General features: G+C 75.2%; 14 protein-coding genes. 1 reads left to right on the top strand and 13 read right to left on the bottom strand.

The window, feature by feature from the left end; translation table 11 throughout:
• Positions 1-95: 95 nt before the first annotated feature.
• Positions 96-1,355 (top strand): beta-ketoacyl-[acyl-carrier-protein] synthase family protein, encoded by a 1,260-nt coding sequence (locus tag ACH9D3_RS00535; protein ID WP_396400581.1) that lies wholly within the window; start codon positions 96-98, stop codon positions 1,353-1,355.
• Positions 1,356-1,472: 117 nt separating this feature from the next.
• On the opposite strand, the gene ACH9D3_RS00530 is transcribed toward ACH9D3_RS00535, so the two are convergent.
• The 13 genes from ACH9D3_RS00530 to rimM all read right to left on the bottom strand — a co-directional run bounded on the left by ACH9D3_RS00530 (position 1,473) and on the right by rimM (position 12,956).
• On the bottom strand, positions 1,473-1,976 hold the full coding sequence (locus tag ACH9D3_RS00530) for a DUF3145 domain-containing protein (RefSeq protein WP_396400582.1): 504 nt from the start codon (positions 1,974-1,976) through the stop codon (positions 1,473-1,475).
• 311 nt (positions 1,977-2,287) lie between these two features.
• Positions 2,288-3,235: a tyrosine-type recombinase/integrase gene (locus ACH9D3_RS00525; protein WP_396409461.1), complete on the bottom strand. Its 948-nt coding sequence runs from the start codon at positions 3,233-3,235 to the stop codon at positions 2,288-2,290.
• 9 nt (positions 3,236-3,244) lie between these two features.
• On the bottom strand, positions 3,245-4,456 hold the full coding sequence (dprA, locus tag ACH9D3_RS00520) for a DNA-processing protein DprA (RefSeq protein WP_396409460.1): 1,212 nt from the start codon (positions 4,454-4,456) through the stop codon (positions 3,245-3,247).
• Between the two features lie 116 nt (positions 4,457-4,572).
• Entirely contained in the window at positions 4,573-6,114 is a 1,542-nt protein-coding gene (locus tag ACH9D3_RS00515) for a YifB family Mg chelatase-like AAA ATPase (protein ID WP_396409459.1), read from the bottom strand.
• Positions 6,115-6,276: 162 nt separating this feature from the next.
• Entirely contained in the window at positions 6,277-7,578 is a 1,302-nt protein-coding gene (locus ACH9D3_RS00510; RefSeq protein WP_396409458.1) for a hypothetical protein, read from the bottom strand.
• A 90-nt stretch (positions 7,579-7,668) separates the two neighbouring features.
• Positions 7,669-8,037, bottom strand: coding sequence for a YraN family protein (locus ACH9D3_RS00505; RefSeq protein WP_396400587.1), 369 nt, complete (start codon positions 8,035-8,037; stop codon positions 7,669-7,671).
• A gap of 108 nt (positions 8,038-8,145) precedes the next feature.
• Positions 8,146-8,487 (bottom strand): DUF2469 domain-containing protein, encoded by a 342-nt coding sequence (locus ACH9D3_RS00500; protein ID WP_396409457.1) that lies wholly within the window; start codon positions 8,485-8,487, stop codon positions 8,146-8,148.
• A complete protein-coding gene (locus ACH9D3_RS00495; RefSeq protein ID WP_396409456.1) occupies positions 8,484-9,140 on the bottom strand; it encodes a ribonuclease HII in 657 nt (218 codons plus the stop codon). Before ACH9D3_RS00495 ends, ACH9D3_RS00500 begins: the two co-directional genes overlap by 4 nt.
• 100 nt (positions 9,141-9,240) lie before the next feature.
• The gene (gene lepB, locus ACH9D3_RS00490; RefSeq protein ID WP_396409455.1) at positions 9,241-10,149 is read right to left on the bottom strand and encodes a signal peptidase I; all 909 of its coding nucleotides are present in this window, start codon (positions 10,147-10,149) and stop codon (positions 9,241-9,243) included.
• Positions 10,150-10,211: 62 nt separating this feature from the next.
• Positions 10,212-10,892: a signal peptidase I gene (gene lepB / locus ACH9D3_RS00485; RefSeq protein WP_396409454.1), complete on the bottom strand. Its 681-nt coding sequence runs from the start codon at positions 10,890-10,892 to the stop codon at positions 10,212-10,214.
• Between the two features lie 16 nt (positions 10,893-10,908).
• A complete protein-coding gene (gene rplS, locus ACH9D3_RS00480) occupies positions 10,909-11,313 on the bottom strand; it encodes a 50S ribosomal protein L19 (RefSeq protein ID WP_396400592.1) in 405 nt (134 codons plus the stop codon).
• Positions 11,314-11,508: 195 nt separating this feature from the next.
• Positions 11,509-12,348, bottom strand: coding sequence for a tRNA (guanosine(37)-N1)-methyltransferase TrmD (trmD, locus tag ACH9D3_RS00475; protein ID WP_396409453.1), 840 nt, complete (start codon positions 12,346-12,348; stop codon positions 11,509-11,511).
• The gene (gene rimM / locus ACH9D3_RS00470) at positions 12,348-12,956 is read right to left on the bottom strand and encodes a ribosome maturation factor RimM (RefSeq protein ID WP_396409452.1); all 609 of its coding nucleotides are present in this window, start codon (positions 12,954-12,956) and stop codon (positions 12,348-12,350) included. The genes trmD and rimM overlap by 1 nt, the downstream gene beginning before the upstream one ends.
• Positions 12,957-13,133 lie beyond the last annotated feature (177 nt).

The raw sequence follows: 13,133 nt of genomic DNA, 5'->3' as shown, positions 1-13,133 counted from the left end.
GGTGCGCGGCGGACCGCAGGATCCGCCGCGCCGCGCCGGCCAGCAACCGGGCGGGCCGCCCACCGCTTCACCCCAGGACACGAGGAAGTGCAGTCATGACCCGCAAAGTAGTCGTCACCGGTCTCGGTGCCACCACCCCGATCGGTGGCACCGTCCCCGAGCTGTGGCGCAGCGCCACCACGGGCGTCTCGGGTGTCCGCGCCATCGAGCACGACTGGGTGGACACCTACGATCTCGGCGTGCGGATCGCCGCGACGGTGTCGACCCCTGCGAGCGAGGTGCTCACCCGGGTCGAGGCCAAGCGCCTGGACCCGTCGGGGCAGCTCTCCGTCATCGCCGGCCGCGAGGCGTGGGCGGACGCCGGCTTCTCCGGCTCCAACGCCGAGAACTCGGACGAGGTGGACCCCGACCGCTTCGCCGTGGCCTTCGGCACCGGGATCGGTGGGGTCTGGACCCTGCTCGACGCCTACGACACCCTGCTCACGCGCGGGGCCCGGCGGATCATGCCGCTCACCGTGCCCCTGCTGATGCCCAACGGCAACGCCGCGGCCGTCGGCATGGACCTCAGGGCCCGTGCCGCCTCCATCACCCCGGTCTCCGCGTGCGCGTCCGGCACCGAGGCGTTCTACCAGGGCATGAACCTCATCCGCTGCGGCAAGGCGGACATCGTGGTGGTGGGCGGTGCGGAGTCCGCGATCCACCCCGTGACCATTGCCGCGTTCGCCTCGATGCAGGCGCTGTCCAAGCGCAACGACGAGCCCGAGCGCGCCTCCCGGCCCTACGACACGGACCGCGACGGGTTCGTCATGGCCGAGGGCGCCGGAGCCGTCGTGCTCGAGTCGGAGGAGCACGCCAGGGCCCGAGGCGCGCGCGTCTACGCGGAGCTGGCCGGCGCCGGTCTCACGTCGGACGCCTACCACATCACCGCGCCGGACGAGCAGGGCCGCGGCGCGGCCCGCGCCCTCGCGGAGGCCATGGAGACCGGTGACTTCTCGGCGGACGAGGTCCGTCACGTCAACGCCCACGCGACCTCGACGCCCAAGGGCGACGCTCCTGAGGCCGGTGCCCTGCGCCGTGCGTTCGGCTCGGCGGTGGACGACATGTGCGTCTCGGCGACCAAGTCGATGACGGGCCACATCCTGGGCGGCTCGGGCGCCGTCGAGGCCGTCCTCACCGTGCTGGCCGTCCACCACCGCACCGCCCCGTGCACGATCAACCTCGAGAACCAGGACCCGGAGATCGACCTCGACGTCGTCACGGACGCCCGCGACCTGCCCTCCGGCGACTTCGTGGCGGTGTCCAACTCGTTCGGCTTCGGCGGCCACAACGCGGTCGCAGCCTTCCGGACCGTCTGAGCGCACGCCCCCTCTGGGGGCACGCCCCCGGAGCCACGAGAGGGCCGCCCCGCNGCGCGCGGGGCGGCCCTCTCGTGCGTCCGGCCCGGTTCCCGCGGAGGTCAGGGACGGGTCCGCTCAGCCGACGCGGTGCAGCCAGCGCACGGGGGCGCCCTCCGCCGCGTGCCGGAACGGTTCGAGCTCCTCGTCCCAGGCCTCGCCCAGGGCGAGCGACAGCTCGTTGACCACGAGCAGCGGGTTCCCGGCGGCGGTCTCGTAGGCATAGCGGATCCGGTCCTCGGAGACCATGATGTTGCCGGCGGCGTCCGTCGTGGCGTGGAAGATCCCCAGCTCGGGCGTGAAGGACCAGCGGGCGCCGTCGTGACCCCGGCACGGGTTCTCGGTGACCTCGAAGCGGAGCCGGCCCATCGTGCGCAGCGCGGAGGCGAGGAGGGCGCCGGTCCCGGCCGGACCGGACCACTCCAGCTCGGCGCGCACCGAGCCGGGCTCCACGTCCTGCTGGGTCCACTCGAGCTCCGTGCGCTGGCGCGCGACCGACTCCAGCGCCCACTGGACGTGCGGGCACAGCGCTCTCGGGGCCGAGTGCACGTAGAGCACTCCGCGCGTGGTGGGTGCAGACATGACCTGTTCCTCCGTCGTGTAGGTACGTCTTCCCCAACGCCCTGCACGGAAGCGGTCCCACCCTGCGGGTCGCGGCGAGCCTGCCGCACCCGGTCGATGCTGTTGTCCGGGCCACCGTCCCGCCGCGGGGATTCGAGGCCCGCGCGGCGTCCGGCTGCTCCGGTGCCGCACCCGTCGTCCGGTGCGGTGCGCGGCTGGTTGCCGTGTCCGGGACGTCGAGTACAATCTCGCACTCATTCAACTGCAAACATTCCGCGGGCGTCAACCCGGGATGCGCCCGAGCGTCCCCGGCCCGCGGGCGGAGCGCGGCCTCAGGCCCGCGGGTGCGCCTGGCGGTAGACCGTGCCGAGACGGTCCACGGACACGTGCGTGTAGATCTGGGTGGAGGCCACGGACGCGTGCCCGAGCAGCTCCTGCACCGTGCGCAGGTCGGCGCCGCCGTCCACGAGGTGCGTGGCCGCCGAGTGGCGCAGGGCGTGGGGACCCCGCGCGGCGGTGTCGGGCACGGTGCCGAGCTCCCGCGCGACGACCCGCCGGACCTGCCGGGCGTCGATCCGCCCGCCCCGCGAGCCCAGGAACAGGGCCGGGCCGCTCCCCGCCGTGGCGAGGAGGGGCCGGCGGGCCAGCCACAGCTGCAGCGCCTCGTCGGCGGGGCGGCCGAAGGGCACCGTGCGCTGCTTGTCGCCCTTGCCGATCACGGTCAGGACGCGACGGGCGCGGTCGAGGTCGTCGACGTCGGCTCCGGTGAGCTCCCCGACCCGCGCCCCGGTGGCGTAGAGCAGCTCGAGCAGGGCACGGTCCCGGGCGGTGAGCGCGGCATCCGTCCCGCTGCCGCCCGGCTCGGTGGACCGCGCGGCGAGGTCGTCGAGCAGCTCCCGCATCCCGTCGGCGGGGACGACGTCCGGCAGGGGGTGCCGGCGCCGCGGGGCGACGAGCCGCAGACTGGGATCGGCGCCGACGAGTCCCGTGGCGACGGCCCACCCGAAGAAGCCGCGGACCGATGCCGTCCAGCGCGCCATCGACGAGCGGCCGGCGCCCTCGGCGAGGCGGACGGCCAGCCACGCCCGGAGCATGTCGAGCTCCACCGCGGCCGGTGCGGCCACACCGTAGGAGTCGTGCAACCAGGTGAAGAGGGCGCGCAGGTCGCCCGTGTAGGCGCGGACGGTGCGCGGGCTGCGGGCCAGCTCGTGCACCAGGTGCTCCGTGTACCGCTCCAGGGCCCGCGCCACGGCCGGCGGCAGCGGGTCGTCGTTCGTCATGGGCCGAGTCTAGCGACGGCGTCGCCAGCCCTCCCCCGCACCGTCGGCCAGGCCGCGCTCCTCGAGCCGGCGCAGCCCGCCCAGCACCTCGCGGGCGGAGAGGCCGGCGACGCGGGCGAGGTGGTCCGGGCGGCTGCGCACGGTCAGGGGCAGGGCGTCGAGCAGCACGCGGTCCCGGTCGGAGAGACCGTCCACCACGGAGAGCTGCCCCGGACGGTCGGGGACGGTCGCCGTGCCGAGGGGCTGGATCAGCTCGAGCACCTCGTCCACGTCCGTGACCAGGACCGCGGTGCCCTCTCGCACGAGGCGGTGACAGCCGGCGGACGTGCCGGCGTGCACGCTGCCGGGCACCGCGCCCACCGGACGGCTGAGCCCGTCCGCGTGGTGGGCGGTGCTCTGCGCACCCGACCGCCAGCGGGCCTCGACCACCACCGTGCCGGCCGCGAGCGCCGCGATGAGCCGGTTCCGCTGGAGGAAGCGGTAGCGGCTGGGGGTGCACCCCGGGGCGGCCTCGGCGAGCAGGAGCCCGGACGCCTCGACGTCACGGAGCAGGTCCTCGTTGCCCCGCGGATAGAGACGGTCGATCCCGCCCGCCATGACCGACACCGTGACCGGCTGCGCCGTCCCCGTGGCCAGCGCGGCGGAGTGCGCGGCCTGGTCGATGCCGTAGGCGCCGCCGGAGACGATGCTCCAACCGCGGGCGGCCAGGGCACCGGCGAGGTCGAGCGCGACCTGCCGGCCGTAAGTGGAGCAGTCCCGGGAGCCGACGACGGCGACGGAGCGCGCGGCGGGGAACGGCAGGTGCCGGCGGTCCCCGCGGCCCCACAGGGCCACCGGCTGGAACAGGCCCAGGTCGGCCAGCGCGACGGGCCAGTCGGGGTCCTCGGGGGTCGCGAACCAGGCGCCCGCCCGGGCGGCCGTCTCGAGGTCCCCGGCAGGGTCGAGCTCCGCCGCCCGGGCGGCCCAGCGGGCCAGGGACCGCCTGAGGTCGACCTGCCGGGGGCCGTACCCGGCCTCGGCCGCCGCCCGGGCGAACACCGCGTGCTCCGCGGCCGCGATCGGGCGTGCGCCCGCGGCGACCTCGAGGGCGGGCACCGGTCCGAGCGCCGCGAGCAGCAGCATGGCGGCGGGGTCCGTGGGCTCCACGAGGCGGGACAGCCCGGCCCGGGCCAGGCGGGGCGGGTCGTGTCCGGGGCGCAGGGCGGGCGGACTGGAGTGCATGGCGGGATCCTCCTGTCTGGCCTGGCCGGGCCCGGTCTGGCCTGGTCGGGTCGGGTCTGGTCTGGCCGGGTCCGGCCCGGCGTGCTCGGACCGGGCTCGGGCGGATGCGGCGGCGCTCAGGCCGGCACGAGGTTGCGGAAGTACAGGGCGGTGTCGACGTCGTCGACGGCCGGAACGGCACGGCCCTCGAGGTCGGCCAGGGTCCAGGCGACCCGGAGCACCCGCTGATGGCCGCGAGCGGTCAGGGAGCCCCGGTCCATGGCCCGCTCCAGCGGCGCGGTGACCGGGCCCGGCGGGCGCAGCGCCCCGTGCAGGAGACTGCCTCCGAGCTCGGCGTTGGTGCGCAGACCGAGGTCCCGCAGGCGCTCGGCCTGGGCCGACCTCGCCCGGGCGACGCGCACGGCGACCTCGGCCGTGCCCTCCCCCCGCCCGGCCCCGGCGGCGAGCTCGCCGTAGGAGACCTTCGGCACGGCGATCTGCAGGTCCACCCGGTCCAGCAGCGGACCGCTGAGCTTGCCGAAGTAGCTCCGGCGCACCCGCGGCGTGCAGGTGCAGTCCGCGCCGCGCCCACCGGACCGTCCGCACGGGCAGGGGTTCGCCGCGAGGACCAGCTGGAAGCGGGCCGGATAGACCGCCGAGGCCGCGGACCGGTCGATCACCACCCGGCCGTTCTCGAGGGGCTGGCGCAGGGCGTCGACCACGCCGCGGTCGAACTCCGGGGCCTCGTCGAGGAACAGCACGCCGCGGTGCGCCCGGGAGGCGGCGCCGGGCCGCGGGATGCCGACCCCGCCGCCGAACAGGGCGGCGGTGGACGCGGTGTGGTGCGGCGCCTCGAACGGCGGGCGCCGGATCAGGGCGGTGCACCGGCCGGCGGCCCCGTTGAGCGAGTGGATGGCCGTGACCTCCATCGCGGCGTCGTCCTCGAGGTCCGGCAGCAGGCCGGGGAGCCGCTCCGCCAGCATCGTCTTTCCCGAGCCGGGCGGGCCCACCATGAGCAGGTGGTGCCCGCCCGCGGCGGCGATCTCGAGGGCCAATCGCCCGTCGGACTGCCCCGCGACGTCGGCGAGGTCCGGGACGGCCGGCGGTGCCGGACCGGGTTCGGCACCGCCGCCGACGGACCCGTCCGGTGCCGGACGGCGGAGACGGGCCGGATCGGCACCGGCGGCGGCCAGCACCTCGGCGAGGCAGCCGAACCCCTCCACCCATGCCCCGGGCACGAGTGCCGCCTCCGCGGCGTTGGCGGCCGGGACGACGATCCGCTCGTGCCCGGCGCGCACGGCCGCCATCACCGCCGGCAGCATGCCCCGCACCGGCCGCAGCGCCCCGTCCAGGCCCAGTTCGGCGAGGAAGACGGTCCGCCCCGTCGCGGGCACCTCACCGGCGGCCTGCAGGGCACTCATCAGGATGGCGAGATCGAACAGGGACCCGCGCTTGGGCAGGGTCGCCGGCGTGAGGTTGACGGTCAGCTTGCGCGGGCTCAGAGGCATCCCGCTGTTGCGCGCCGCCGCCCGCAGCCGTTCCCTGGCCTCGTTGAGCGCCGCGTCCGGCAGGCCCACGATGGAGAACGCCGGGAGGGTCTGGCCGATGTCCGCCTCGACCTCCACCATGGACCCGTCCAGGCCCACCAGGGCCACCGCCCACGTCCGCGCGAAGCCCATCACCGCACCCCCGTGGTGGGTGCGAGCAGACCTCGGGGACGGGGTGGGGGGGCAGGGAACGATGGGCGACGACGGTGCATGGGGACCTCCTGGTCACCCATGCTGTGCCACGCGCACGCCGGGCGGCCGGTCCGCTCCCTCGGCGGTGGACAGGGCCCCGGTTCAGGCCTCCACGGTCCCGCTGGGGAGTGCGGGTTCGGCCGTGGCCGTGGCCGTCGGATCGGGGACCGGCTCCGAGGGCGGCCGGGTGGGGGCCGGGCGGCGACGCTCCGTGGGCGAGGGCGAGGCACCGGCCGTGGCACCCCCGTCGGAGGTGGGCGCGCCGTCGTCCCGATCGGAGCCGGGGTTGCCGGCAGTGCCGGCCTGCGGCTGCTGGGGTTCCGCCGGCTGCTGCGGTTGCTGGGGCTGCTGCGGCTCGGCCGGCTGCTGCGGCCCCTGGGGCTGCTGTGGTTCCACCGGCTGCTGGGGCTCCTGGGGTTGCTGCGGCTGCTGGGGCTGTTGCGGCTGCTGAGGTTCCGCCGGCTGCTGCGGCTCCTGGGGCTGTTGCGGCTGCTGAGGTTCCGCCGGCTGCTGCGGCTCCTGGGGCTGCTGCGGCTCGGCCGGCTGCTGCGGCTCCTGGGGCTGCTGCGGCTGCTGAGGTTCCGCCGGCTGCTGCGGCTCCTGCGGCTGTGCCGGCTCGGGGTCCGGGGCCGGAGCCGGCACGTCCGGGGCGATCGGGGGCTCCGGGGCGACCGGTGCCGGTTCCGCCTCGAGCCGGTCCCGGGGGGTCGGCGTCGGCACCCCCGCCCGGTACTGGCGCTGTTCCGGACCGTGCCCCACGGGGGCCGGTCCCAGTGCCCGCTCGTTCGGGTACGGGGACAGCTCGACGTCGTCGAAGGACGACGGCAGCCGCTCGAAGTCGCCGATCATCAGTTCGCGACCCGTGCCGCCCGCCGGCACGGCCCCTGTGTACTGGGCGATCAGGGCATGGGTGCGGGCGTCGAGCTCCGCGCCCTCCAGGGCGTCCAGGGGCGATCCGTCGGCGCGCCAGAAGCCCCCCTCCCCGGAGCGGTCCGGGTCCCAGTCGGCCAGGACCTCGGCGGCCGGCTGGAAGGGGAACTGGCCGCCCTCGTGACCGATCACCTTCAGGTCGTCGATCTGCACGGTGCGGGTGCCCTCGGTGTTGTCGATGTGCAGCTCGACGTAGGTCACCGGCTCCACGGACAGGTCCTGCCGCAGCCGCTCGACCTCGTCGTCCGGGGCCGGGACGGTGGGCAGGTCGAACTCGATGACGGCACCGGCCTCCGTGGTGAGCGCGTAGGGGCCCGGGCTCAGGCCGCTGGACCCGGTGGTCACGGTGCCGGGCTGGGCGTTCGCCTCGGGCTCGGAGGCCTTCAGCACCCCGCATCCGGTGGCGGTCAGCGCGACGGCCGCCACGAGGGCCACGGCGCGCCGAGGAGCAGCGAGCGGTCCCGCAGCGACCACAGCACACCTCCGTCGTTCTCCCGGTCATCGACGCCTCAACATTGGCACGTCCGGGGAGGCATGTCACGCGGGTTCAGGACCTGCCGCGTCTCATTGGATCTGCCGCAGGACCTCGATCTCCGGCACCCCGTCGTGTGCGAAAGTAACTGCAACGGCATCGACCCTGACCACTCGCGGGTCCCGGTCGTGGACCCGGGCCCAGGCGGCCCCCAGACGGTGCAGACGGACCGTCTTCTGCGGCGTGATGGACTCGAACGGATGGCCGTAACGAAGGCTCGAACGGGTCTTCACCTCCACGACCACCACCCACCCCTCGTGCTCGGCGACGAGGTCGGCCTCTCCCCGCAGCCCGTCACGGGCGAGCCGTGCGCGCCAGTTGTGCTCCAGGACGCGGTACCCCCGCGCCTCGAGGTGCGCCGCCGCGAGCTGCTCGCCGCGCGCTCCCAGTCCCTGGGACACGGGACACCTCCCTGCTCGCCACCCCCGCCCGACGGACCCGGGCCGGGTCCCATGGTGCGCCGCACCGGGAGCCCGCCGGAACGGCCGGAGCCCGGTGTGCAGGACGGGTCAGGCGGGCGGGTCGTCCGGAGCCGGCCCCGCGGCGCCGGGGACCGAGAACGGGTCCGCGTGGGCGATCTCCTCCACGTTGACGTCCTTGAAGCTCATGACGTGCACGTGCTTGACGAAGCGGGCGGAGCGGTAGACGTCCCAGACCCAGGCGTCCTTGAGCTCGACGTCGAAGTACAGGCCGGTCCTCGTCTCGACCGGCTCGATCCGGACCGAGTTGGCCAGGTAGAAGCGGCGGTCCGTCTCGACGACGAACTGGAAGAGTCCGGCGACGTCGCGGTACTCGCGGTACAGCTGCAGCTCGAGGTCCGTCTCGAAGTTCTCGAGTTCTTCGGCGCTCATGTCGTCCCGTCTCCGATCGTGTCCGGCCCGGCCGGCGCCTGCGTCAGCCGCCAGCTGAGCCGGTGCTGCGGTGTGGGTCCGTGCTCCTCGAGGGCCCGGCGGTGCCCGGGGGCCCCGTATCCCTTGTTGCTGTCCCAACCGTACTGCGGCCAGCCCGTGGACAGCTCCTCCATGATGCGGTCCCGCTCGACCTTGGCCAGCACGCTGGCCGCGGCCACGGACGCGCACGTCAGGTCCGCCCGGACCCGGGTCACCACGGCCCCGGACCAGTCGGGGGCCGAGCGGGGGCCCTGCCCCGGCACGGGGTCGTCGCCCGGGGCCGGCGCCCGCGGCACCGAGAGCCAGTCGTGCCGCCCGTCCAGGAGCACGACGTCGGGCGCCGCCCCCTGGCGGGCGGCGGCCGTGATCGCGCGGCGTCCGGCGAGGCGCAGGGCGGCCGTGAGGCCGAGGGCGTCGATCTCCCCGGGCGAGGCGTGGCCGACGCCGCGGGCGGCGCACCAGGCCAGGAGGCGGGGGACGAGCTCCACGCGCCGGGCGGGGCTCAGCAGCTTGCTGTCCCGCAGCCCGGGCACGCCGCGCTCCGTGCCGGGACGCAGGACGACCAGCCCGACCGTGACGGGACCGGCGAGGGCCCCGCGGCCCACCTCGTCCATCCCGCCGACCAGCTGGACGCCCGTTGTCCTCAGGGAGCGTTCGACGACGAGGCCGGGGGCACGGCCCCGTGGTGGTGCTGTGCGCCGGAGCCGCCGGGGGTCAGGAGCCACCGGTGGGCCGGTCGGGGACATCCGCGAAGACGTCGTCGGGGTTCTGCAGCAGCTCGAAGCGGTCCAGCGGCCAGGCGATGACGAAGGCGGTGCCGACGACGTCGTCGTGGCTGATGAACGCGCCGTTCTCCACGACGTCCATCAGGTGGACCCGGGCGTCGGCGGACGCGTCGCGGTGGTCGCCCAGCACGAAGTAGTGGTTCTCGGGCACCTCGACCTCGAACTCGGTGTCCGAGGGGGCGGACCCGGGGAAGAGGTAGGCGCCCTGCTCGTCGAGGGCCTCGCCGTTGACCGTGACCCTGCCCGAGGCGTCGCAGCACGCCACGGTGTCGCCGCCCACCCCGATGACGCGTTTGATGAGGTGCTGGTCCGTGCGGTCGGGCAGCACGCCGACGAAGGCGAGGGCCTCGTAGGCGGCGTCGGCCGGTCCGCCCGCGGTCTCGGGCTGGGGCGGCAGCCAGCCCTTCGCGTCCTCGAACACGACGATGTCCCCGCGCTCGAGCGGGCCGAAGGTGGGCTCGAGCACGTTGACGAAGATGCGGTCGTTGAGCTGGAGGGTGTTCTCCATCGAGCCGGACGGGATGTAGAAGCCGCGCACGAGCAGGGTCTTGACCACGAAGGCGATCAGCACCGCCCAGACCAGGACGAGGAGGACCTCCCGGATCGAGCCCCAGAGCGTGTCGGGGCGCTTCTTGCGCTCCCGCCGGCCTGCGGCACGGCGGGAGCCGCGCGCGCCGCGGCGGGAGGACGCCGGGCCCGGCACGCCGCCGCCGGCCGGGGCGGCCGCGGGGTCCGCGCCGGCGGTGGACGTCGCGGGGGCGGGAACGCCCGCGTCCCCCGTGGTGCCGGGGTGCTCCGGGGACGCACCGTCCCCGCCGGGCTGGGTCCTGTCGGCCACTGCTTCCGTCCTTCCTGGGCGGACGCCCGCCGGCGTCCGGGTCCGGATCCGTGCGGATCGGGTCAGAGCTGTCCGGCCCGGTCCGGGGGCCACAGAACAGCGAGTGGTTCTCCGATGACCTTATCCGTTCGCACCAGTCCACCGCCGGGCGCGCCGAGCAGACTGCGCGAGTCCACCGACACCGAGCGGTGGTCGCCCATCAGCCAGAGCCGTCCCTCGGGGACCACCACGGAGAACTCGACGTCGCTGGGCCGGTCGCCCTCGAGGACGTAGTCCTCCGCGACCTCCTCGCCGTCGACCTGCAGCCGCCCGGAGGGACCGCAGCACGCAACGGTGTCGCCGGGGGCCCCGACGACCCGCTTGAGGTACACGCTCTCGGAGCCCGTGAGCCCGCTCCACCGGCCGAGGGTCTGCAGGGCCTGCGCGGGCCACGGCTCGCCGCTGCCCAGGGGGGCGAAGCTGCCGCGCCCGTCGAAGACGACCAGGTCGCCCCGCTCGAGCTCCGTCCCGTCGACGAGCTTGCCCACGAGCACCCGGTCCCCCGGTTCGACGGTGGGCTGCATCGAGTCCGACCCGATCCAGTAGACGTCCACGACGGAGGCGCGCAGCAGGCCGGTGACGACCGCGGCCACCAGGAGGGCGAGGACGACGGAACGCCAGCCCCGAGCACGGGGCTGGCGTTCGCGTCGCACGGCGTGGGACCCGGTGGTGCGCGGGTCCCACGCCCGGGTTCCGGTGGGCACCGAAGCGTGCGCCGTCCTACTTGCCGGACTTGCCGGACTTGACGGCCTTGCCCGACTTCGCGGAGCGCGCCGTGGTGTTGTCCCGCTTCTCGCGGATGCGGGCGGCCTTGCCGTGGCGGTCGCGCATGTAGTACAGCTTCGCGCGGCGGACGTCGCCGCGGGTGACGACCTCGATCTTCTCGATGACCGGCGAGTGCACCGGGAAGGTGCGCTCCACGCCCACGCCGAAGGACACCTTGCGGACCGTGAAGGTCTCGTGCACGCCGGCGCCCTGGCGGCCGAGGACGAAGCCCTTGAAGACCTGCACGCGGGAGCGGCTGCCCTCGACGATGTTGACGTGCACGTTGAGGGTGTCGCCCGGGCGGAAGTCGGGGACGTCGCTGCGCAGCGACTTCGCGTCGAGCTGGTCGAGAATGTTCATGGTGGATCTCCTGGTGAACGCCGCAGGTCGCTCACGTGGGTCGGCACGGACCCCTGCGGCGCGGGCGGTGCCCGGTCCGGGTGCGGGATCCGCAAGACGTGGTGACGGGGCCCCGAGCGGGGTTCCCGGGTGTCCGGCTGTTGGTCGCTCATCCCCCTGCGGCGGGGGCGTGCCCAGCAGACACACAGCTGAACATTATGCCACAGGTGCCGCCGGGCCGTCGCCTCCGGCGGGCACCACGTGACCGCCCGCGACGACCCAGCCCGCCCCGGCGAGCACGGCGCGGTCGGCGCGGTCCAGGGTCGCCGGGTCGAGGGACGCGACGAGGTCCGGGCGCCGGGCGGCGGTGCGCTCGAGCTGCCGGTCCCGGCGCCAGCGCGCGATCCGGCCGTGGTGGCCGGAGAGCAGGACCTCCGGCACGGGCCGCTCCCGCCACAGCGCGGGCTTGGTGTAGACGGGATACTCCAGCAGGCCGTCCGCGTGGGACTCCTCCACGAGCGACTCGGGGTTGCCGATGACGCCGGGCACGAGCCGTCCGATGGCCTCGACCATGGCCAGCACGGCGACCTCTCCGCCGTTGAGGACGTAGTCGCCGAGGCTCATCGGGCGGACCTCGAAGTGCTCCCGGGACCAGTCGACGACGCGCTCGTCGATCCCTTCGTAGCGCCCGCACGCGAACACGAGGTGCTCCCGCAGGGCCAGGTCGCGGGCGGTGGCCTGGGTGAAGACCTCACCGGCCGGGGAGGGCACGACCAGCACGGGACGCTCCGCCGCTCCCCCGCCCTCGGCTCCGGCGGGGAAGGGACCCCGCTCGAGGGCGGACGCGAGCGCCGCCGCCCACGGCTCCGGCTTCATGACCATGCCGGCGCCGCCGCCGTAGGGGGTGTCGTCCACGGTGCGGTGCCGGTCGGAGGTGAACTCGCGCAGATCGGTCACGGTCAGCTCGAGGAGCCCCTGCTGCCGGGCCTTCCCGATGAGCGAGAGGTCCAGGGCGGCGAGGTACTCGGGAAAGATGCTGACCACGTCGACGCGCATCAGCGCCCGCCCTCCGCCGGCCCGGCGCCGGGCGCCCCGTCCTCGGGCGCCGCGTCCTCGGGCGTCCCGTCCGGGCGGTCCAGCTCGAGCAGTCCCGGTGGCGGGGTGACCAGCACGAACCCGCCCTCGGGGTCGACGACCGGCACGATCTCGTCGACGAACGGGAGGACGGCCTCGCGCCGGTCCTCGTCGAGCCGGATCTCGAGGAGGTCCTGGACCGGGAGGGTGCGCAGACCGGTGACCACGCCGATCCGCGGGCCCGATCCGTCCTCGGCGCCGGTGCGCACCCCGAGGCCGACGAGCTCGTGCTCGTACCACTCGTCCGACTCGGGGTCCTCGTCCAGCGCCTCGGCGAAGAGGCGGGCACCGCGCAGGGTCTCGGCACCGTTGCGGTCGTGGACCTGCTCGAGGGCGACGACGAGCACGGACTTGTTCCAGCGCGTACGGCGCACCGTCACCACGCCGTCGGGGGCGAGCGGGGCGGAGGGCTCGAGCAGCAGCCGTGCGCCGGGGGCGAAGCGCTCCTCGGGGGCGTCGGTGAACAGCTGCACGGTGACCTCCCCGCGGATGCCGTGGGGTTTGCCGACGCGGGCGACCTGGACCTTCATGGTGCTCCTGGGGAGTCGGCGGCCGGAAGGCCGCGGGAACGGGGTGCGGGGACGCGAGGCGCGCCGGGGCGTCGGCGGGGAGTGCGGGGTCCGCAACGCACACGGTCCCCGCATCCGGTGCGGATGCAGGGACCGTGCGGGCTGCGGGGCCGGTGCGCCGGGGCGCCCGGTGCGTGC

Origin of the sequence: Kocuria kalidii, assembly GCF_044462225.1 — a bacterium.
GTDB lineage: Bacteria > Actinomycetota > Actinomycetes > Actinomycetales > Micrococcaceae > Kocuria > Kocuria kalidii.
Note: the sequence above shows the minus strand (reverse complement) of the source record. Positions and strands in the feature narration are given on the sequence as shown.